Origin of the sequence: Desulfatiglans anilini DSM 4660 (genome assembly GCF_000422285.1) — a bacterium.
Lineage (GTDB): Bacteria > Desulfobacterota > DSM-4660 > Desulfatiglandales > Desulfatiglandaceae > Desulfatiglans > Desulfatiglans anilini.
Map to the genome: position 1 here is coordinate 1 of NZ_AULM01000052.1, position 19,237 is coordinate 19,237.

At 64.9% G+C, this 19,237-nt stretch carries 18 protein-coding genes; 13 read left to right on the forward strand and 5 right to left on the reverse strand.

The window, feature by feature from the left end:
• The first annotated feature begins 437 nt into the window (after nucleotides 1–437).
• Nucleotides 438–1,208: an inositol monophosphatase family protein gene (locus H567_RS0119270; protein ID WP_028322640.1), complete on the forward strand. Its 771-nt coding sequence runs from the start codon at nucleotides 438–440 to the stop codon at nucleotides 1,206–1,208.
• Nucleotides 1,209–1,316: 108 nt separating this feature from the next.
• A complete protein-coding gene (locus H567_RS0119275) occupies nucleotides 1,317–2,438 on the forward strand; it encodes a PAS domain-containing sensor histidine kinase (RefSeq protein WP_028322641.1) in 1,122 nt (373 codons plus the stop codon).
• A gap of 88 nt (nucleotides 2,439–2,526) precedes the next feature.
• Here H567_RS0119275 and H567_RS27525 read toward each other — a convergent pair whose 3' ends face one another.
• Both H567_RS27525 and H567_RS0119285 read right to left on the reverse strand, forming a co-directional pair.
• Complete coding sequence (locus H567_RS27525; RefSeq protein ID WP_051185141.1) at nucleotides 2,527–4,470, reverse strand: ATP-binding response regulator; 1,944 nt, start codon at nucleotides 4,468–4,470, stop codon at nucleotides 2,527–2,529.
• A gap of 23 nt (nucleotides 4,471–4,493) precedes the next feature.
• Nucleotides 4,494–5,357: a response regulator gene (locus H567_RS0119285; RefSeq protein ID WP_084517597.1), complete on the reverse strand. Its 864-nt coding sequence runs from the start codon at nucleotides 5,355–5,357 to the stop codon at nucleotides 4,494–4,496.
• A 118-nt stretch (nucleotides 5,358–5,475) separates the two neighbouring features.
• Here H567_RS0119285 and H567_RS0119290 point away from each other — a divergent pair, with 118 nt between their 5' ends.
• The 6 genes from H567_RS0119290 (at nucleotide 5,476) to rfbC (ending at nucleotide 11,985) form a co-directional block, all read left to right on the forward strand.
• On the forward strand, nucleotides 5,476–7,038 hold the full coding sequence (locus H567_RS0119290) for a DUF4301 family protein (RefSeq protein ID WP_208598432.1): 1,563 nt from the start codon (nucleotides 5,476–5,478) through the stop codon (nucleotides 7,036–7,038).
• A 62-nt stretch (nucleotides 7,039–7,100) separates the two neighbouring features.
• Nucleotides 7,101–8,318 (forward strand): two-component system sensor histidine kinase NtrB, encoded by a 1,218-nt coding sequence (locus tag H567_RS26140; protein ID WP_051185142.1) that lies wholly within the window; start codon nucleotides 7,101–7,103, stop codon nucleotides 8,316–8,318.
• A gap of 16 nt (nucleotides 8,319–8,334) precedes the next feature.
• Nucleotides 8,335–9,219, forward strand: coding sequence for a dTDP-4-dehydrorhamnose reductase (gene rfbD / locus H567_RS0119300; RefSeq protein ID WP_028322644.1), 885 nt, complete (start codon nucleotides 8,335–8,337; stop codon nucleotides 9,217–9,219).
• Nucleotides 9,216–10,265 carry a dTDP-glucose 4,6-dehydratase gene (rfbB, locus tag H567_RS0119305; RefSeq protein WP_028322645.1) on the forward strand — a complete coding sequence of 350 codons (1,050 nt, stop codon included), beginning with the start codon at nucleotides 9,216–9,218 and terminating at the stop codon, nucleotides 10,263–10,265. Before rfbD ends, rfbB begins: the two co-directional genes overlap by 4 nt.
• Before the next feature lie 288 nt (nucleotides 10,266–10,553).
• A complete protein-coding gene (gene rfbA / locus H567_RS0119315) occupies nucleotides 10,554–11,450 on the forward strand; it encodes a glucose-1-phosphate thymidylyltransferase RfbA (protein ID WP_028322646.1) in 897 nt (298 codons plus the stop codon).
• Entirely contained in the window at nucleotides 11,437–11,985 is a 549-nt protein-coding gene (gene rfbC / locus H567_RS0119320) for a dTDP-4-dehydrorhamnose 3,5-epimerase (protein WP_028322647.1), read from the forward strand. Before rfbA ends, rfbC begins: the two co-directional genes overlap by 14 nt.
• 150 nt (nucleotides 11,986–12,135) lie before the next feature.
• On the opposite strand, the gene H567_RS0119325 is transcribed toward rfbC, so the two are convergent.
• Nucleotides 12,136–13,626, reverse strand: a complete 1,491-nt coding sequence (locus H567_RS0119325) for a phosphomannomutase (RefSeq protein WP_035255357.1) — start codon at nucleotides 13,624–13,626, stop codon at nucleotides 12,136–12,138.
• A gap of 156 nt (nucleotides 13,627–13,782) precedes the next feature.
• Entirely contained in the window at nucleotides 13,783–14,142 is a 360-nt protein-coding gene (locus H567_RS28765) for a hypothetical protein (protein ID WP_153306281.1), read from the reverse strand.
• Between H567_RS28765 and H567_RS0119335 the strand changes: the two genes are divergently transcribed.
• From H567_RS0119335 to H567_RS0119355, 5 genes are all read left to right on the forward strand, one after another.
• A complete protein-coding gene (locus H567_RS0119335; protein ID WP_028322650.1) occupies nucleotides 14,134–14,436 on the forward strand; it encodes an encapsulin-associated ferritin-like protein in 303 nt (100 codons plus the stop codon). The two genes, H567_RS28765 and H567_RS0119335, sit on opposite strands and share 9 nt — an antisense overlap.
• A 17-nt stretch (nucleotides 14,437–14,453) precedes the next feature.
• The gene (locus tag H567_RS0119340) at nucleotides 14,454–14,789 is read left to right on the forward strand and encodes a ferredoxin-thioredoxin reductase catalytic domain-containing protein (protein ID WP_028322651.1); all 336 of its coding nucleotides are present in this window, start codon (nucleotides 14,454–14,456) and stop codon (nucleotides 14,787–14,789) included.
• Between the two features lie 240 nt (nucleotides 14,790–15,029).
• On the forward strand, nucleotides 15,030–15,545 hold the full coding sequence (locus tag H567_RS0119345) for a DUF6125 family protein (protein ID WP_028322652.1): 516 nt from the start codon (nucleotides 15,030–15,032) through the stop codon (nucleotides 15,543–15,545).
• Nucleotides 15,546–15,825: 280 nt separating this feature from the next.
• Nucleotides 15,826–16,338, forward strand: a complete 513-nt coding sequence (locus H567_RS0119350; RefSeq protein WP_028322653.1) for a ferritin family protein — start codon at nucleotides 15,826–15,828, stop codon at nucleotides 16,336–16,338.
• An 82-nt stretch (nucleotides 16,339–16,420) separates the two neighbouring features.
• Nucleotides 16,421–18,325: a M3 family metallopeptidase gene (locus H567_RS0119355; protein ID WP_035255358.1), complete on the forward strand. Its 1,905-nt coding sequence runs from the start codon at nucleotides 16,421–16,423 to the stop codon at nucleotides 18,323–18,325.
• A gap of 15 nt (nucleotides 18,326–18,340) precedes the next feature.
• Here H567_RS0119355 and H567_RS0119360 read toward each other — a convergent pair whose 3' ends face one another.
• Entirely contained in the window at nucleotides 18,341–18,934 is a 594-nt protein-coding gene (locus H567_RS0119360; protein WP_051185143.1) for an HD domain-containing protein, read from the reverse strand.
• Nucleotides 18,935–19,237: the final 303 nt, after the last annotated feature.

Consider the following 19,237-nt stretch of genomic DNA (forward strand, 5'->3'; position numbering starts at 1 on the left):
GATTTCCATCCGGAAATGGTCTTTTTGGCCCATCTCGGCGTCAATCTGCACGTTTGCTTGTGCGGCGACCTGCAGGTCGCCTCCGCGCAAACGCTTGATTTCCTTGATATTGGCCAAAAATCCTCATTTCCGGATTGGAAACCGAGTTCTAACGGAAAATCATTTCCGGATTGGAAACTGAGTTCTACCGGGAAATCATTTCCGGATTGGAAACTGAGTTCTACCGGAAAATCATTTCCGGATGGAGATTGAGTCGTTTCATGAAGGCGCAGCGGGCCACGGGCGGGTTCGCTGCCCCCGGCATGGCGGCCGGGGGAGGGGGCCTGCCTGTCCGCCCCGGCCTGCACAGAGGGGTTGCGCAGCGCTGTAACCGACTTATTTTCAAAAGGAGATCGGACCGGAACCGACCCACGACATCTTCGAACCGGGGGCAGGCCATGCTGAAGACAGCGATCGAGGCGGCGCAGCGGGCGGGGCGGCTCATCGCCGAGCGGTATCCATCGGAGCGGCGCTTTGCCCTAAAGGGATTCCGAGACCTGGTGAGCGATGCGGACACCGCGGCGGAGGCGCAGATCATCGAGCTGATCACGCGGCGCTTCCCCGGCCATGCGATTTTGGCGGAGGAGGCCGGCGGCCCGGACGCGGCCGCAGGCGAATACACCTGGGTCATCGACCCGCTGGACGGCACGACCAACTACGTCCACCGCCACCCGGTGTTTGCCGTCTCGATCGGCGTGCTTCAGCGCGGCCGGCCGCTTCTCGGGGTGGTGCACGACCCCCTGCGCAACCACACCTTTGTTGCGCACAGGGGCGGCGGGGCGCGGCTCAACAACGAGCCGATCCAGGTGAGCGCCGTGCCGACCCTGGATGAGGCCCTCATCGGGTTCGACTGGGGGCACAGCGACGAGATGCGCGGCAGGATCGCCGGGTGCGCGGGGAAGCTGCTCACGTGCTGCGGAGGGCTGCGCGTCATGGGCTCTGCGTGCCTGGCGCTCGCCTATGTCGCCGCCGGATGGCTGGACGGGTATTTCCAGGCCGGGTTGAAGCCCTGGGACACGGCGGCCGGCATCCTGCTCGTGTCGGAGGCCGGCGGGTGCTGCAGTACGTTGCAGGGGGAACCCTTCCAGGTGGGGGAGCCGGGCTGCCTGGCATCGAACGGCGCGGTCCACGATTCCTGCCTCGAGATCCTTCAGGGCGCCCTGGCCTGAGGCGCCCGCCAGGGCGGGTAGAGATGGGCGCCGGACGCGCCACCCTCGCTTTGGACGGTGGGAGGGGGCGGGCGCATCCATAGATGCCGGAATGGAGGAAAATAACCGATGGAGCAGGGGCCGATGGAGGGAGAGGTGCAGGACATCGCGAGCCTCCGGAATTTCTGCGATGTCACGTTCTACAGCTTCGTGATGGACAGCCTGCCGGTCGGCATCCTTACGGTCGATCGGGATATGAGGATCACGAGCTTCAACCCGTGGGCGCAGACCCTAACGGGCTACACCGAGGAGGAGGTGCTCGGCCGCCAGTGCGGGGAGGTGCTCCGAGGGGGGCGGTGCGGCTCCGAATGCCCTCTGAAAAAGTCGATTCACGAACGCGCGCCCATCGTGTGGATCGAGACCACGATCCGGAAGAAGACGGGCGAGACGATCCCTGTCAGGATCCACACCTCGGCGCTGACGGACCAGGACGGCAAGCTGATGGGAGGTGTGGAGGCCTTCCAGGACATGACTGTGGTGAGGGCCATGGAGCGCGAGAAGGACAACATCATCTCCATGTTCGCCCACGACATGAAGTCGTCCCTGACGATCATCGGCGGCTTTGTGCTGCGGTTGCTCAAAAAGGCCGTGGATCTTGACGACGAAACGAAGGCGAAATACCTCGAAATCATCCAGAAGGAGACCGGGAAGCTCGATTTCCTGATCAACGACTTCCTCGAGTTCGCGCGCCTGCAGACCGGCAAACTGAAGCTGAACCTGCAGGCCGTCTCTCTCGACAAGGAGCTCATGGAGCTTTTCGAGGCGTATCAGTCGAGGGCCATGCAATCCGGGATCGAGCTCGAGTTCCGGAGCGACATCATCCTGCCGGTGATCCTGGCCGACCCCAACCGCCTGCGCCGTGCCTTCACCAACATCCTGGACAATGCCTTCAAGTTCTCGAAAAAGGGGGATGTCATCCGCATTGTGCCGGATCTGGGGGAGAAGGAGATCTCCGTCCGGATCGAGGACCAGGGCCCCGGGATCGCGGCGGAGGATCTCCCGTTCATCTTCGAGGCCTTCTACCGCGGGAAGAAGGTCGAGGGGAAGCAGGAGGGGGTCGGGCTAGGGCTGGCGAGCGCCAAATCGATCGTCGAGGCGCACGGCGGCCGCGTGAAGGCCGAAAGCGAACTTGGGAAGGGCTCGGCCTTCACCATCATCCTCCCGAGGACCGAGCGGCTCGAGAAGCGGTGAGAGCGGGAACGATCAGCGGATCAGCAAAGTGGCCTTCCCGACCTGCCTGGCTCCGGTGAGCAGAAGGACCGGAAGTTGTGAGTGACATTCAGTTCAGGACTTCACGGATCTTGCTGGAAAGCTCGCGCATCCGGAAGGGCTTCTGGATGAAACCGTTGCAGCCGCGCTCCATGATCCGGCCGGCCTCTCCGTCCAGGCTGTAGCCGCTCGAAAGCAGCACGCGCACGTCCGGATAGCGTTCTTTCAGTTGGTCGAAGATCTCACCGCCGCTCATGCCTGGCATGATCATATCGAGAAGGACGAGGTCGATTTCGGCACGGCGCTCGGCGAAGAGTTCGAGGGCTTCATCCCCGCTTCCGGCCGTAAGGACCCGGTATCCGAGCGCCTCCAGCAGCTCCCGCCCCACATCGCGGATCCGCTTCTCGTCGTCGATCAGCAGGATGCCTTCCCGGCCGCTGAAATCCCCTGCCTGGGCGATGTGAGACGCTTCTTCTTCCGCCTCCTCGAGCACTTCGTTCCGGGGCTTGCCTGCCGGCAGGTGGATGGTGAAGACGCTCCCACGGCCGAGTTCCGATTGAACCTCGATGTGTCCGGCATGCCCTTTGACAATCCCGTAAACGGAGGTCAGACCGAGGCCGGTTCCCTTTCCGGCCTCCTTGGTGGTGAAGAAGGGTTCGAAGACCCGCTCGATGGTTTCCGGGGCCATCCCGCAGCCGGTGTCTCGCACGGAAACCGTGACGTAGCGTTCCTCGGGGGCGTCGAAGGTCGGGCTCATGACCTCGGCCCGCATGGTGTTGCGGGTCTGGACCAGGAGCTCCCCCCCCTGCGGCATGGCATCGGCCGCGTTGACGAACAGGTTCAGGAAAAGCTGCTGCATCTGGCTTTGATCCGCCTCCACCTGGAGGAGGTCCGCGGCGAACTCGCCCCTGAAGGTGAGCTGTTTGCGCGTCTTGACGAGGGTGTCGGCGGATTCACGGATCAAAGGGTTCAGGTCGGTCGGGCGGACATCGTAGCGACCTTTCCGGGCATAGCCCAAGAGCTGGGAGGTGAGCCGGGAGCCGTTCCGGACCTGCTTTTCGATCTTCCTCAACCGCTCGTAATGGGGATGGTCCTCCGAAAGCGCCCAGAGCATCAGGGAGACGTTGCCCTGGATATTCATCAGAAGATTGTTGAAGTCGTGCGCGATGCCGGCCGCGAGGGTGCCGACGGCTTCCATCCGCTGCGCGGACAGGAGCTGTGCCTGCAGTTCGACCTCATCTGTCACATCGTTCAGGATGGCCACCCACTTTTTGGCCGATCTCGGCAGGGGGGAAAAACTCAGAAGCGTTTTGTGCCGGTTGATGGAATAGGGGCCTGCCCGCTGGATGGGGATGCGGGAGGCGAGTGCGCTGTCGAGGAGTTTGCGGATGGCGCCCCGTTCACGCTGGACGAAGAGGTCCTCCATCCTCCCGCCGAGCAGGCGGTCCTCCGCGTTCCCGGATATGGACAGGGCGGCTGGATTGACATAGACGATCCGCCTGTCGGTCGTGACTTCGAAGACGGCCTCGGACATATTGGCCAGAATCTGTTCGAAATGCTCCTTGAAGGCGAGCAGTTCCCGGGTGACCCCCCGTGAGTAGATGCCGTCGATGCCGAGGACCCTCTCCGGGCAGCTCCGGCGGGGCTCGGAGAGGGCGGCATCCAGCACGGATGAGAGGCTGCGCGCCAGTTCATCGAGCGGCGTCTTGGCGATCTGGGCGTCGATGTCGAGCTGCAGGGGATGGTCGCGCTGTTCGGCGGCGACATCGGAAAGGACGACCAGGTAGGCGTTTTCGAGGTGGGGCATCCCGCGGATGATCCGGCAGAGCGTCTCGCCCGAGATGTTCGGCATGACGAGGTCGGTGAAGATGATGTCCGGGCTTTGCTCCCGCAGCAGGTCGAGGGCCGACAGGCCGTCTTCGGCGGTCAGGACCTCATGGCCCTGCTTCTGCAGGAACTCCGTCATGAAGGTCAGGATGTGCTTGTCGTTATCCACTACCAGGATTGTGCGCATTTCCGTTTCTTCCGCCCCCTCTTCTACGCCGCCGAAAGGTTTTTTTCCAGGACGCCACGAAACTCCTTCAGGTTGAAGGGCTTCTGCAGGACGCCGTCGATGGGCGCTTTTTCGAGCTTTTCCATGTGGGAGGACGTGGCGTGGCCTGTGATTACGACGATCTTCGTTTCAGGGCTGGTTTCTTTGATCTTTCGGGCCAGTTGATGGCCGTCCATGTTCGGCATGACGATATCGAGCAGGACCAGGTCCGGCTTGGACGACCCGATGAACAGTGCGGCTTCGAGCGGATCGAGAAAGGTCTGCAGCGTCCAGTCGGGTTCCAGGGGGACTTCCGTGAAATAGCCCTTCAGAACCTCCAGAATCTTGGGGTCGTCATCGACTGCCACGACCGTCTTCTTTCTGATCGGGCCGAGCGATGCGGGTATCGCCATGCCGCGCTCCGTCAGGAAGCGGCGAAGGGCATTGCGGCTGACGAGATAACGGCCCCCGGGGGTGCGTGCCGCTTCGAGCGCGCCCTGTTTGATCCACGAGGCAACCGTAACCCTGTGAATACCCAGGATGGCGGCCACTTCAATCGATGAGAACGATTCATCGAAAAGGCCCATAGCTTGTATATTCCTCTGCGTTGAGGTATGCTGGATGAACATTGCCCGGCCGCCGATAGGCATGGGCCTCATACAGCCGATATCGAGGTCGATGCCGGGCGTCTGGCGGACGGCCGCCTGCAGTCCCTTCCGGATCGGCGCCTCGCGTTCATCGAGGCACCCGCGCGGTGGCTCACAGGCGTCTGCTGCCCCGCGGGCGGTCGAATCGCGCCCCCGGTACGGCGCTCGATGGCCGGTTCCGAGGCGGAATGGAAGCCGAGGCTTGCGATGCCGCCTGTTCATCGATTGACTACAAAACTAACGTAAACTAACACGAACTGCCTTGTCAATTTTTTTCTGAGCAACCTAATGAAATGACAGGGCGTTTCAGTGTCGAACGAGCTTTTGGCAGGAGATGGAAGTGAAACCGGGAGATATCGAGGCGCTTCGCGCAAGAGGCATGCAACCGGAGGAGGTCGAATCACAGATCGAGCGCTTTCGAAAGGGCGCGCCGTTTCTGGATCTCGTCCGCCCGTGCACGGTCGGCGACGGGATCGTGCGGCTGACGGAGGACCACCAGGAGCGCTGTTTGCAGATCTTCGAAGGCCGTGCGCGGGGGCGCAGACTCGTCAAGTTCGTCCCCGCCTCGGGGGCCGCGAGCCGCATGTTCCGGGATCTCTTGAAGATCCGCAAAGAGGTCGAGCCGGTTCGGATGGACCGGGTGCGGGTGCTGGCGGAAGAAGGGGACGGGGCGGCGCGGGCAGGCATCCAGTTCATGGAGGGGATCCGCCGCTTCGCGTTTTTCGCGGATCTCAGGGACCGGATGGCCGCCGGCGGACTGTCGATCGAGGAGGGGATCGAGGCCGGGGATTTCACCGACATCCTCGACTATCTCCTGACTGACCAGGGGCTGGACTACGCGTCGCTGCCGAAGGGCCTTCTGCTTTTTCACGCCTACCCCGAAAGGCCGCGGACCGCGTTCGAGGAGCACCTCGTGGAGGCGGAGGGTTACGACCGCTCGGGCGACGGGGTCTGCAGGCTGCATTTCACGGTCTCGGAGGAGCACCTTTCAGGATTCGAGCGGCGTTTCACCGAGGCGAAGCCCGCCTTCGAGTCCGCGTACGGGGCCTCCTACGCCGTGGAGTTCTCTTTTCAGGACCCCTCGACGGACACGATCGCCGTCGATCTGGAGAACGAGCCCTTCCGGACGGAGGAAGGAGACCTCCTTTTCAGGCCCGGAGGCCACGGCGCGCTCATCCGGAACCTCGGCGGCATCGACGCGGACCTGATCTTCGTCAAGAACATCGACAACGTGGCGGTCGACCGCTTGAAGCCGCCGGCCATCCGCTGGAAAAAGATCCTGGCCGGATTCCTGCTGGACCTCCAGGCGAAGGTCTTCTCACGCCTGGACGCCCTCGAAAGGGGTGCGCCGGATGAGCGTGCAGAGGAGGATGCGGCCGCCTTCCTGCGGGACGAGCTCGGGGTCGATGTCGAGGCCGAACGGAAGGGGGCTTCCGGCGAGGTCTGGCGCGGGCGGCTGGTCGAACTCCTGGAGCGCCCTCTGCGCGTCTGCGGCATGGTGGAGAACGCCGGCGAGCCCGGCGGCGGACCGTTCTGGGTGAAAGGAAAGAGCGGCAGGATCAGCCGGCAGATCGTCGAAAAGGCCCAGGTCGATCTCGAGGCCGCCTCCCAGCAGGAGCGATGGCGTTCTTCCACCCATTTCAATCCGGTCGACATCGTCTGCGCGACCAGGGGCCTCGACGGACGCCCCTTCGACCTCAGCCGCTTCGTGGACCCCGAGGCGGTGATCATCACGCGCAAATCGATGGGCGGGAGGGACTTGAAGGCCCTCGAGCTCCCGGGGCTCTGGAACGGCGGGATGGCCTGGTGGCACACGGTCTTCATAGAGGTCCCGCTTGTCACCTTCAACCCGGTCAAGACGGTGACGGACCTTCTGAGGGAGGCCCATCAGCCGTCCGAGTAGGGAACCTGCCGGTCTGGAAAGGCCTTTCGCCCAACCGCCCGGGCAGACGGTCATTGACTCCCATGGCGTTTTCTGAGATGCTCCCGAGCGGTGCGCCGGGCCGAGCCGGCAGCCGCCGGGCGCAGGCCGGAGGCCGTGCGCCTCGGGGAGATGAGCCTATCAAAGAGATCATCGTCGAGAATATCATCACCGGTCTTCCCGTAGGTCTGGTCGTCATCAGCGGAAAGGGCGAGATGACTATCGCCAATCCCGTGGCCGGCAGGCTCCTCGGGTATCCGGTGCAGGAGATGCTCGGAAAGGGCTGGGGGGAGCTCTTTTTCCAGAACCCGGCCAACGACGACTTCAACCAGGTCATGCTGGATGCGGTCGGGCAGGCGCGTGTGCATCTGCGCCGGACGGTCTATTATGTCCGGCCGGACGGGATGACCCTTCGGCTGCTCCTGACGACGTCCTATGTGAGCGAAGACGGCAACGTGGAAGGGGTCGTCGTTCTGCTGGAGGATCTGACCGAACTCCACGCGCTCTATGAACGGGAAAAGACCATCCTGGAAGACAAGAACCGCATCCAGGCCGAACGGGTGGAGAGCCTGCGCTATTTGGCCCTGGCCGTCGCGCATCAGATCCGCAATCCGGTCATGTCGATCGGCGGGTTCGCCCAGCGGCTGAAAAAGAAGGCGTCCGAGGACACGACGGAGGCCCGCTACCTGCAGTTCATCCTGGAGGGGGCGGCGCGACTCGAGAAGATCGTCGAAAGCGTCAAAGCATACGCGGATTCCTTCGAGCCGCGCCTGCAGACCGTCAGGCTCGACGAGGCGATCCGGGCCGCCGTCGAGGCCTTTCGGCTGGAGCAGCGCGGGTCGCTCGAGCGGGTGAAGTGGGAGATGGAACTCGATCCGGTGGAGGTGCGCCTGGATCCGTCGCTCTTCCGCGGCGGACTGAGGGAGCTGCTCCTGAACAGCCTGCAGGCGCTCAAGGGGGGCGAGGGCACGATCGGCCTCAGCCTTTCCGGGGCCGGCGCCGCAGGCGGATGGCGGCTCGAGGTGGCGGACAGCGGCGTCGGGATCCCTGAATCGGACCTGCCCTATGTGCTCGACCCCTTTTTCTCGACCCGCCCCGATGCCGTCGGCATGGGGCTCGCGAAGGTGTACCGGGTCGTGACCGACCACGGTGGGACGCTCGAACTGGAGAGCCATGAGGGGAAAGGCACGCGTGTGATCATCACCATGCCGGGGGGCGGGCCGGCGCAGGGGTCCGTTCGCGAACGGGGGCCGGCCAAGTGAAGGTAAAGGGGCATCCATGAAAAAACAGGTCCTCATCTGCGGGGGTGCAGGGCAGCTCGGGCGCGACTGCGCGGCGGTCCTGGAGGCGGCGTGGCGGGTGTCGGCGCCGGGATCGAAGACGCTCGACATCGCCGACCGTGAAGCGGTCCTGGAGGCGGTCGAGGCCCTTCGCCCGGACGTGATCCTCAATTGCGCCGCCTACACGAAGGTGGATCAGTGCGAGACCGACCGCGCGGAGGCCTGGCGGGTCAATGCCCTCGGGCCCCGGAACCTCGCCGAGGCGGGCGCGACACACGGGGCGCTGCTGGTCCATGTCTCGACGGACTACGTCTTCGACGGCCGGCGTGTTCCGCCCGAACCCTACACGGAGGAAGACGCCCCCGGGCCGCTCTCGGTCTACGGGCAGAGCAAACTCGCGGGGGAGATGGCGGTGCGTGAAATCGCCGAGCGGCACGCGATTCTTCGAACCGCCTGGCTCTACGGAGCGGGCGGCCACAACTTCCTGAAGACCATGCTGCGCCTGGCGGTCTCCGATCCGGAGCGCGTCATCCGGGTGGTGAACGACCAATACGGCTGCCCGACCTGGTCCCGGGACCTGGCCCGGCAGATCGCCCGCGTCATGGAGGCCGGGGTGTGCGGCACCTTCCACGCCTGCGGGGAGGGCTTCTGCACCTGGTACGACCTGGCGCGCCGCTTTCTCGAACTCATGGCCTTGCCGCACCGGCTGGCGCCCTGCAGCACGAGCGAGTATCCGACGGCGGCGGTGCGCCCCCGCAACTCCATCCTGGAAAACCGGCGCCTCAAGGAGGAGGGGCTCGATGTCATGCGCCCCTGGGAAGAGGCGCTCGAAGAATTCGTCGCCCTGAACGGCAGGGCTTTGCTGGAAGAGGTCAACGCATGAGGAATATGCTCGTCACGGGCGGCTGCGGCTTCATCGGCAGCAATTTCGTCCGTTATCTGCTGGAGGAATCGGACTTTACGGGGCGCATCGTCAACGTCGACAAGCTGACCTACGCCGGGAACCCGGAGAACCTCGCGGGCCTCGAGGAGCGCTTCCCCGGGCGCTACGTCTTCGAGCAGGGAGACATCTGCGACGGACCCTTCATCGAGTCGGTCTTTTCCGACCACGGGATCGACTGCGTCTGCCACTTCGCCGCGGAGTCCCATGTCGATCGGTCCATCGTGGCGCCGGACGCCTTCATCCGCACCAACATCGTGGGGACCTTCACCCTGCTCGAACAGGCCCGGGCCCACAGCGGGCAGGTGCGCCTGTTCCATCACATCAGCACCGACGAGGTCTACGGGAGCCTCGGCCGCGAGGGGGCCTTCACGGAGAGCACCCCCTACTGTCCGAGCAGCCCGTATTCGGCCTCGAAGGCATCCTCCGATCACCTGGTGCGCGCCTACCACACGACCTACGGGCTGCCGGTGACCCTTTCGAACTGCTCGAACAACTACGGCCCCTACCAGTTTCCGGAGAAGCTCATCCCCCTGATGGTCCTGAACGCCTGCGAAGGACGGCCGCTGCCCATTTACGGCGACGGCCGCCAGGTCCGCGACTGGCTCTACGTGCGCGACCACTGCCGGGCGATCTGGGCCATCATGAAGGAGGGGCGCCGCGGGGCCACCTACAACATCGGCGGCAACCAGGAGATGAAAAACCTCGCCCTGGTCGAGCGGATCTGCGACATCCTGGAGGAGGAGCGGCCGCAGGGAAACGGGGTCCCTTACCGGAGCCTGATCCGTTTCGTGAAGGACCGGCCCGGGCACGACCTCCGCTACGCCATGGACTTCACGCGGCTTCGGACCGAACTCGGCTGGGGACCCGAGGAGTCCCTCGATACGGGCCTCCGCAAGACGGTGCGCTGGTACCTCGAGCACAGCAACTGGATCCACTGCGTCCGGAGCGGGGAGTACCGACGGTGGGTCTCGGCCCAATACGGCTGATGCGGTCCCCGCCGAAGGGGCTGCAGCGGGTCGTCGGGCGCATCCCGGTTTCCAGTTCGGAAAGGGTTTTTGCCCGGCAGGAACCGCCTGTCCACCCGGCGACGGTCTTTCGGGCCAATCCCGGCGTCGCGCTGCATTTTGGCCGGCGGCGCGGCTAAGGAGGCTGCCTCCGCCCACATGCTTGATCTCCTCGATGCGAAAGCAAGACCCTCGTACCCTGACGGAAGCGAACCAGGACCCTGATGTCGGCACATGCACCAGGGCTGCACATCTCAACAGGAGCATCCAATGAAAGGCATCATTCTGGCGGGCGGGTCCGGCACCCGGCTCTACCCCATAACGCGCGTGCTGAGCAAGCAGCTCATACCGGTCTACGACAAACCGATGATCTACTATCCCTTGTCGGTCCTCATGCTGGCGGGGATCCGCGAGATCCTGATCATCTCGACCCCCGAGGATCTGCCCCGCTTCGAGCTTCTTCTGGGGGACGGATCGAACCTGAACATCTCGATTTCCTACGCGGAGCAGCCGCGCCCGGAGGGGTTGGCCCAGGCCTTCCTCATCGGCCGGGAGTTCATCGGCGCGGACAGCGTGGCGCTCGTCCTGGGCGACAACATCTTCCACGGCCACGGGTTTTCACAGTTGCTGCAGCGCTGTAGGGGGCTCGAGCGCGGGGGGATCATCTTCGGATACGCCGTGAAGGACCCGCGGCGCTACGGGGTGGTGGACTTCGATCAGGAGGGGCGGGTGACCGGGATCCAGGAAAAGCCGGAGTCGCCCCGCTCTCGCTATGCCGTCCCCGGGCTCTATTTCTACGACAACCGGGTGGTGGGGATCGCCGAAGGCCTGAAGCCGTCGCCGCGGGGCGAGCTCGAGATCACGGACGTGAACCTCGCCTACCTCGAGCGCGGGCAGCTGCGGGTGGAGCTTCTGGGCCGCGGGTATGCGTGGCTCGACACCGGCACCCATGAATCCCTGCACCACGCCATTCACTTCGTGCGGGCCATCCAGGAGCGGCAGGGGCTGAAGATCGCCTGCATCGAGGAGATCGCCTACCGCCTCGGCTACATCGACCGGGGGCAGCTGCGGCGGCTCGCCGACGAGATGTACCAGGCCGAGTACGGGCGCTATTTGCTCGATATCCTCGAAGAGGGGGACGACCGTCATGCCGATGAACTTTATTGAGTCCGGGCTGCCGGGGGTCGTTTTCGTCGAGCCGAAGGCCTTCGAGGACGGGCGGGGCTACTTCATGGAGACCTACCACCAGAGGACCTTCCACCAGGGCGGCATCCCGTGCACGTTCGTCCAGGACAACTTCTCCCATTCGCGGAAGGGGACCCTGCGCGGCCTCCACTATCAGCTGCGGCATCCGCAGGCGAAGCTGGTCTACGTCATCAGCGGGGAGGTCTTCGATGTGGCGGTCGACATCCGGCGCGGCTCCCCCACCTTCGGGAAATGGGTCTCGGCGGTCCTTTCCAGCGAAAACCACCGTCAGATCTTCATCCCGGCCGGGTTCGCCCACGGGTTCTGCGTGGTGAGCGAAACAGCCGACGTGGTCTACAAATGCACCGACTTCTATGCCCCCGGGGATGAATACGGCATCCACTGGTCCGACCCGGCCCTCGCCATCCCCTGGCCGGTCGCCGAGCCGCTCCTTTCCCCGAAGGACGCGGCCAATCCCCGCCTGGCAGACATCCCCGAGGAGATCCTCGGCTCGTAAGCGGGCGGCCCGTCGAGCTGAACCAAGGCGGCGGCTTTTCGAGCCACCCGTCCGGATCAGCGGGATGAGGCCTTGGGAGGAACCTGCCGCAACACGCGGTTAGGGCTTGCCGTCAGGGATTCAGCCTGAGTGAGCCGCCCGGCCGCGGATTCAGCGCCAGGATTCCATCAACGTCAGGCAAGTGCGGTTCAGCTCTTCTGCCCGCGCCGGGGTCCCGGCCTCGGTGTAGCAGCGGAACTCCGGTGCATTCCCGGAGGGCCGGAGGTGAACCACGTCGCCGCCCTCGAAGGTGACGCGGAGCCCGTCGATCCTGTCGCAGGCGGCCGGACGGCCGAAGGAGGGACCGAAGAGGGCGGCGAGCCGCTTCAAGTCCTGCTCGAGGCCGCCGGTCGAGAGTCCTTCCAGTATCCGGCGGCTCGTTTCGGACGGAAAGTCTTTGAGGCGGTCGCTGAAGGTGAAACGCCGGGGGAGCTTTTCGAGCAGCGCACTGAGCGGTCCGCCCTCTTCCCGGGCTGCCATCAGAAGGGCGAGATGCACGATGATGGCGTCCCGGGTGGGAAGGGGCGGCAGGACCCGGCCGTTCTTGGCGATCGGGGAGGCGGTCATGAACCCCCCGTTCGCCTCGTAGCCCACCACGCGGCGCGCGCCGTCGGCTGCGGCCTGCAGCATCCCCTCGATGACGTAGGGCGAGCCGATGCGGGTGCGGTGGACGCGCTCGAAAAAACCGCACCGCTCGACGGCCGAGTTGCATGAAACCGGAAGGACCACCGCATCGGCCTCGAGATAGGCGGCGCAGAGGATGCCGGCGATGTCCCCGCGGAGCCAGCGGCCGGCTTCGTCGGCGATGAGGGGCCGGTCCCCGTCGCCGTCGGTCGAGACGATGGCGTCGAAGCGGTCCTGCCGGGCCCACTCCGCGGCGGCTGCTACGTCCTCGGGGCGCAGGGCCTCCGTGTCGACCGGGATGAAGCGCTCCGAAAACCCGAGGCGGGTCACGGCCGCGCCGAGGCGGCCGAGGACCGTCACCATCGTTTCCCGGCTGACCGATGAATGTCCGTAGACCCCGATCCGCGCCCCCTGCAAGCAGCCGGCCGGGAAGAAATCCAGGAAGCGCCGGATATAGCGCTCCCCGGCCGCCTCGCTGAGCGGGGGGAGCGCCGCCGGTTCGAGGAGCCTTCCCGCGCCGTCGAAGAGTTTGTCCGGGAGGTCCACCACCTGCCGGCGGATCCCCGCCTCGTCCGCCTTGAGAATCTCACCCGTTTTCTTGTTGTATTTGATCCCGTTTCGGTCCTCGGGGATGTGGCTGCCGGTGACCATGACGGTCGGGATGCCCTCCTCGATGCCGTGGAGGGCGAGGGCCGGGCTCGAGAGCTTTCCCGCGTGCTCGACCCGGTAGCCCTTGTCGGCGATCGCCCGGGCGGCGGCCCGCATGATGCGCCCGGTGCTCGGACGCAAGTCGCCCCCGAGGGCGACGGCCTCGCCGGGGCAAGATTCGCCGCATTCTTCGAGGTATTGGAGAAAGGCGGCCGTGTAGCAGTAGCAGACGCCGTCCGTCATGTCGGCGGCAAGTCCGCGGACCCCGCTGGTCCCGAACTGCACGCCGGTCTGGTTCATCAACTCCGCGATGGACTGCCGGATTCCCATGATCGCACTTTTCCTCTCAGCAAGAAGGGGGGGTTGTCCGCCGCCCCTGCACCTTCAGGACGAAACGGCCGGATGAAGGCTCGGGCCGGCGTCGCAGGCGCCAACCTGTTCGAGCACAATACGGGGGAGACTGTTACCAGAAGAGCGTCATCCGCGTCAAGCTCCTGCGATTTTTTCCCGGCCGGCCATCCTCACGCACGGCCTCGATTCCGCAGCGCGGTCGGGCCTCCCCGGTCTGGAAGCCGGGGGCCGGCGTTCCGCCTCGGGGTGCGGGCGCGGCGGGTCGGCCTCCGGGGGCGCCGGCCGGCGGTTCTTCGACGGTTGGTTCAATACCGGCGCGTTCCATCCTGCCTCATCGACCGAAGACCTGCCGGTGCTGCGGTCGAGGGCGAGAAAAGGATTGACCCCGGGTGCAAACGCTTTATAAGGTGAGAGCATCAGAACCGGCCGGAGGCTGTTCTCCGGCTGCGGCCACGCAATCGAACCTGTCAAGACAAGGAGGATATCATGGGCCACGAGGGACTCCACGAGCCTACAGCTGAATTATCGCAGGAAACCAAAGACATGCATCGCGCGATCATCTCTCTGATCGAGGAACTGGAGGCTGTCGACTGGTACAACCAGCGCGTCGATGTCTGCAAGGACGAGGGCCTGAAGGCGATCCTGGCCCACAATCGGGACGAAGAGAAGGAGCACGCCGCCATGCTGATGGAATGGATCCGGCGGATCGACCCGGCCTTCGACAAGGAACTGAAGGATTATCTCTTCACGGAAAAACCGATCGCCGAGATGGAGCACGAACATCATTAGAAGGGGATCGAACGAGAATGGACGAAGTCGAGAAGCTTTACGAGACGCTGCGAAAGGTGCAGGAGCCGAAAGGCTACTATTTCAACAAGGACAGGGAGCGGGTGATGGACCTCCTCGGCGCCCTGCTCGTCAACAAGGACCGCTACGGGTACATGTGCTGTCCGTGCAGGCTCGCTTCGGGCAGCCGGGAGAAGGACAAGGACATCCTCTGCCCCTGCGTCTACCGGGAGGCAGATGTGGCCGAGTACGGCAGTTGCTACTGCAACCTGTACGTGTCGGAGGATTGGAACGAGGAGCGCATGCCTCGCCGCTACGTCCCGGAGCGCAGGCCGCCTGAAAAGATGTTCGGGTGATCCCTTCTGGGCGCGAACCGGGCGTGTTTGACCCGGCATGCGCCGGAGCGTTATCCGCAAAGATATTCGGGCGATTCCTTCAGGCATGGACCGGCCCGCCGCAGCCGCGGCCGGCTGGACCCGGGCGCCCCGGTTGGCGGGCTCCCGTCCGCTCGAAGTAAACAGCGGCGGGGCGGCCTGCAGGGCCGGCGCGAGGTGTCGAGCGGGGCGGAAACCCTTTCGACGGTGGAGGCACCATTCATGGATCTGCGCATCTTCGAGGAGATGGAGGCGGAGGATCTCCGGAAGTACATCGCCTTTCTGCTCTGGCATTACCGTGTTATCGACGCCTTCTGGTTCATTTATGCGGCCGAGCGGTTCGGGCAGCCGACGGCCGAGAGGCTGAACGAACAGGTGTGGGGCAGGGTGCCGGCCATGGCGGCCAAGGACCTGGTGCAGCGATTCGGCATCCGGGCGAAAGGCCTCGAGGGCTTCGTAGAGGCCCTCCGGTACTTTCCCTGGTGCATCCTGGTGGGGTACGAGATCGAGGCGGGGCCGGACGAGGTCCTGATCTCCGTTCCTTCGTGTCCGACGCAGGAGGCGCGCCTGAAGCGTGGACTCGGGGAGTACGTCTGCAAGGAGATGCACCGGGGCGAGTTCGAGAGCTTTGCGCACGCGGTGGATGACCGCATCCGGGTCGAATGCCTGTTTGCGCCGCCCGACCCGCATCCGGAAACGATGTTCTGCCAGTGGCGGTTCACGATGCAGTCCGCCTGAGGCGGTGTAGCGTCTATGGTTGAGAATGGGAGGCGCGGATCGGAGAGTGCGGCCGCTGCGCTTGGCCTGAGACCACGAGAGCGCGGAGAACCAAGGCTGCAGGCTGGAGCCGGATAGGCGTCCGCGCCGATGTGCTCAGGCTGAGGCCGCCGGGCCGCGGAGGCGCCGTGGCATGCCCCTGTGTCGAAAGGGCGGGCCGCGGCCGGAATGCGGATCGCTTGTCCGGCTTCGACATCAGCGGCCGGGCGCGGGGCAACCATCGAGAGGGTGGAGGTTGGGCATGGAGAAGACGGAGAAGAAGCTGCTGCAGGGACTGAAGACGGCGATGCAGGCGGAGCTCGCGGGGCATTATTTCTACAAGAATGCGGCCGAGGCGACGAGCGATCCGCAGGGGAAGGAGACCTTCAGGAGGATGGCCCAGGAGGAGATGGGGCACTTCAAGTATCTCCAGCACCAGTACAAGAACCTTGTGGAGAAGGGCGCCTACGACCTCGAGCGGGCGCTCGCGACCAACAGCTACCGGCATGCGGCGCACCCCATCTTCACCAGGGAGATTCGGAAGCGCATCAAAGACAGCCATTTCGAGATCAGCGCGCTCACCATCGGTCTGAAGCTCGAACTCGATGCGATGAGGTTCTACCGCGCACGCGCCGAGGAAGCCGAAGAACCGGAGGTCAAGGCCTTTTACCAGGAGTTGGCCGAGTGGGAAGAGGATCATTACCGGGCCTTCGAAAAGGAGCTGGAATCCCTCAAGGAAGAGTACTTCGAGGCGAACAACTTCGTCCCCATGTAGGCGCCGCCCTGAAGGCGGCCTCCCCCGGGACCTGCCGGATCCGGCTGCAGAGCGGCCGGAATCGCAGAATGGAGCACCATGGATGCAACGTGTGAAGAGTGCAGACTCCATCAGCCGGGCAGGTCTTCGGGTGGAAGAACCCATGCCGTCCCGGGGCCCTTCGCGGGACGGGCGTATGGGTGATCGGGAGGCAGGGCCCCCGAGCTGGGATTTGAGCGTCCTGTACGACAGTCCTTTGGACCCGGCCATCGAACGCGACCTGGGGGAGGCCCTGGTCGCGGCAGAGGTGTTCCGTCACTCGTGGGAGGGGCGGGTGCAGGAGCGTTGCGTCGAGCCGGCGGAGGCCGCCCGCGCTCTGGAGGCCTTCGAGGCCTGCCGGGAGAGGATCCTCCGGCCCCTGGGTTACGCGATGCTCCTGTTGGCCGCCGACACCCAGGGGGAGGCCTCGCGCGCCCTTTACGGACGTGCCTCCGGGATCCTCGGAGCGGTGAAGAAACTCCTGATTTTCTTCCCGCTGCAGCTGGCGCGGATGGGGCCCGGCACCCTGGCGGATCTTGCCGCGCATCCCGCCTGCCGTGGATACGGCCCCTACCTGCGGCGTATCATCCGGCAGGCCCCTGCTTTTCTGCCGGAGGCGGCCGAGCATCTGGCTCTCGACCGGGACCTGACGGCCCGGGAGGCCTGGCGCCTCTTCTACGACATGACGCTCGGCGCCCTGCGGATTCGGGAGCCCCGGCGCGGCGGCAGGCCGATCGGCCTGCCCGAGGCCCTCGGGCGTCTGGGTGCGGCGGATGCGCGTCGGCGGAAGGCGGCCTTCCACGGAATCTATCAGGCGCTCGATCCCTGCATCCCTCAGATGGCCTTCGCCCTCGACACCTTGACTCACCACGAGATCCTGGACACCTCTGCACGCGGATTCGGCTCCCCGCTCGATGCAGCCGCGCTTGCCGGCGGCTTCGAGGCAAAGAAGATTTCCGAACTCCTTGACCTGGTGGAACCCCGCTATTCCCTGGCGACTCGGTATTTTCGCCTGAAGGCCGCAGCGTTCGGATCCGCACGGCTGGCGATGGAGGATCTCGCGGCCCCGTGGGGCCGAGGAGCCTGCAGCGCTTCCTTCGGGGCGGCGAGGAGGCGGCTTGAACGGACGGCCGGCGCCGTCGCACCCGCCTGGCACGAAGCCGTGAGCCGGGTTTTTACCGATGGCCGGATAGATGCCGCGCCCAAGGCCGGGAAGCAGGGAGGCGCCTTCTGCCATGCACCTCCGCCCCAGAGGCTGCCGTATGTCTTTCTCTCCTACACCGGTTCCTTTCGGGATTTTCTGACGCTCGCCCACGAAATCGGACATGCGGTCCACTATACCCTTGCCGCCCGGCAGAGCGGCCTCGTTTTCGACGGGTCGCGGGTGGTGGAGGAGGCCGCCGCGACGCTCTTCGAGCTGCTCGCCTGCCGGCAGTGGGCGGTGGAAGGCGCGCCGGCGGAGGTGGGCATGCAGCTTGCCGCCGCATGCATCGAGGGCTTCATTGCGACGGTTATGCGCCAAAGCGTGCTGACCCGTTTCGAACTGGCGCTGAACCGGCGGCGGAGGGTCAGCCCGCTCGATGCGGATTTCATCGGCGGGGCCTGGATGGAGGAAAACAGCCGGCTTTACGCGGACGGCATAGAGATGCCCGGCGCCTACCGGGACGGCTGGGTGCTCGTCCCGCACCTTTTCCATCGGCCGCTGACCTGCTGGGTCTATGTGTACGGGCAGCTGATATCGGCGGTTCTCTATCGGCGGTATCTGGATGAAGGGGCGCGGTTCGCCGCAAGGCTCAACCGGCTTTTCGAAGCGGGCGGGAGCGCGGAGCCCGCCGCGCTGCTCCGGGGTGTGGGGATCGACCTCGACGGCCTGGCCTTCGTGGGGGAGGCCTTCGAGGTCTTCGAGGGGTTCCTGGGGGAGTTCGAACGGATGGTGCAGGACTCGAGGATGGGGGATGCCGCCCCATGAGCGGACAATCGATGCCTATTCAACGTCGCGGCGGCCGTTCGGGCCGTTGACCCACCAGTCCGTCTGCTTGTCGAACCACCAGTCGGTCCAATCGGTTTCGAGCACGACATGCGCCAGCGCCCGCGCCTCGTCCGTCGAGAGCCGCTGCAGGGCGAACGAGAGCCAGTCCTCGGCGTGCGGGTTTCCCAGGTCCTTGTAGGCCTTCAATTCCAGGATGAGGTCCAGCTGATCGGCATCCTTCGCGAGCCGGGCCTCGATCGTCGCTCCCTCGTTGAATTCATTGAAGAGGGAGAGGATGTCGGCGCCGAACGGTAGGCCGCCGACCTGGTCCTGGAGCGCGCGCACCTCGTCGACCGTCACATAGCGTTTGTTGACGTAGTTGTGGTCGCCCGTGCGGGCCTCGGGCAGGTCGTGGAAGAGGCACAGCTGGATCACCCGGCTGAGGTCGACGCCGGGCGTGCGTGAGGCAAGCACGTAGCCGATCACCACCGTGCGGAAAGAGTGTGCCGCCACCGATTCCCTGCCGGAGCCGAGAAACTGGTAGCCGGTTCGGGGGGTCTTCTTAAGCATCCCCACTTCGAAAAGAAATTTCGCGATCTGATCCAACATAGCACCGTCCATCCGGTTCTTCACCGATGACAAACCGTTTCCCCTTTGGAAACGGTTGTTTTGTTCGCTGAGGGCCGGTTACCCCCTGTGGAAATGACTTCTCCATCCAAAATGCGCTGTTACTCCATCCGGCAATGTTTTTTCACTCGGCAGGCCCCGTTTCCCCATCCGCAAAAGGCTCCTTACCAGGCACGAGCCGCTTCCCCGGCCGGAAATGAGGATTTTTGGCCAATATCAAGGAAATCCAGCGTTTGTGCGGAGGCGACCTGTAGGTCGCCGCACAAACAAACGTGCAGATTGACG

Excerpts from the sequence above, each read along its gene's own strand:
- H567_RS0119270 (WP_028322640.1), top strand. The coding sequence starts at position 438 with ATGCTGAAGACAGCGATCGAGGCGGCGCAGCGGGCGGGGCGGCTCATC.
- H567_RS0119275 (WP_028322641.1), top strand. The coding sequence starts at position 1,317 with ATGGAGCAGGGGCCGATGGAGGGAGAGGTGCAGGACATCGCGAGCCTC.
- H567_RS27525 (WP_051185141.1), bottom strand. The coding sequence starts at position 4,470 with ATGCGCACAATCCTGGTAGTGGATAACGACAAGCACATCCTGACCTTC.
- H567_RS0119285 (WP_084517597.1), bottom strand. The coding sequence starts at position 5,357 with ATGAACAGGCGGCATCGCAAGCCTCGGCTTCCATTCCGCCTCGGAACC.
- H567_RS26140 (WP_051185142.1), top strand. The coding sequence starts at position 7,101 with ATGGCGTTTTCTGAGATGCTCCCGAGCGGTGCGCCGGGCCGAGCCGGC.
- rfbD (WP_028322644.1), top strand. The coding sequence starts at position 8,335 with ATGAAAAAACAGGTCCTCATCTGCGGGGGTGCAGGGCAGCTCGGGCGC.
- rfbB (WP_028322645.1), top strand. The coding sequence starts at position 9,216 with ATGAGGAATATGCTCGTCACGGGCGGCTGCGGCTTCATCGGCAGCAAT.
- rfbA (WP_028322646.1), top strand. The coding sequence starts at position 10,554 with ATGAAAGGCATCATTCTGGCGGGCGGGTCCGGCACCCGGCTCTACCCC.
- rfbC (WP_028322647.1), top strand. The coding sequence starts at position 11,437 with ATGAACTTTATTGAGTCCGGGCTGCCGGGGGTCGTTTTCGTCGAGCCG.
- H567_RS0119325 (WP_035255357.1), bottom strand. The coding sequence starts at position 13,626 with ATGGGAATCCGGCAGTCCATCGCGGAGTTGATGAACCAGACCGGCGTG.
- H567_RS0119335 (WP_028322650.1), top strand. The coding sequence starts at position 14,134 with ATGGGCCACGAGGGACTCCACGAGCCTACAGCTGAATTATCGCAGGAA.
- H567_RS0119340 (WP_028322651.1), top strand. The coding sequence starts at position 14,454 with ATGGACGAAGTCGAGAAGCTTTACGAGACGCTGCGAAAGGTGCAGGAG.
- H567_RS0119345 (WP_028322652.1), top strand. The coding sequence starts at position 15,030 with ATGGATCTGCGCATCTTCGAGGAGATGGAGGCGGAGGATCTCCGGAAG.
- H567_RS0119350 (WP_028322653.1), top strand. The coding sequence starts at position 15,826 with ATGGAGAAGACGGAGAAGAAGCTGCTGCAGGGACTGAAGACGGCGATG.
- H567_RS0119355 (WP_035255358.1), top strand. The coding sequence starts at position 16,421 with ATGCAACGTGTGAAGAGTGCAGACTCCATCAGCCGGGCAGGTCTTCGG.
- H567_RS0119360 (WP_051185143.1), bottom strand. The coding sequence starts at position 18,934 with ATGTTGGATCAGATCGCGAAATTTCTTTTCGAAGTGGGGATGCTTAAG.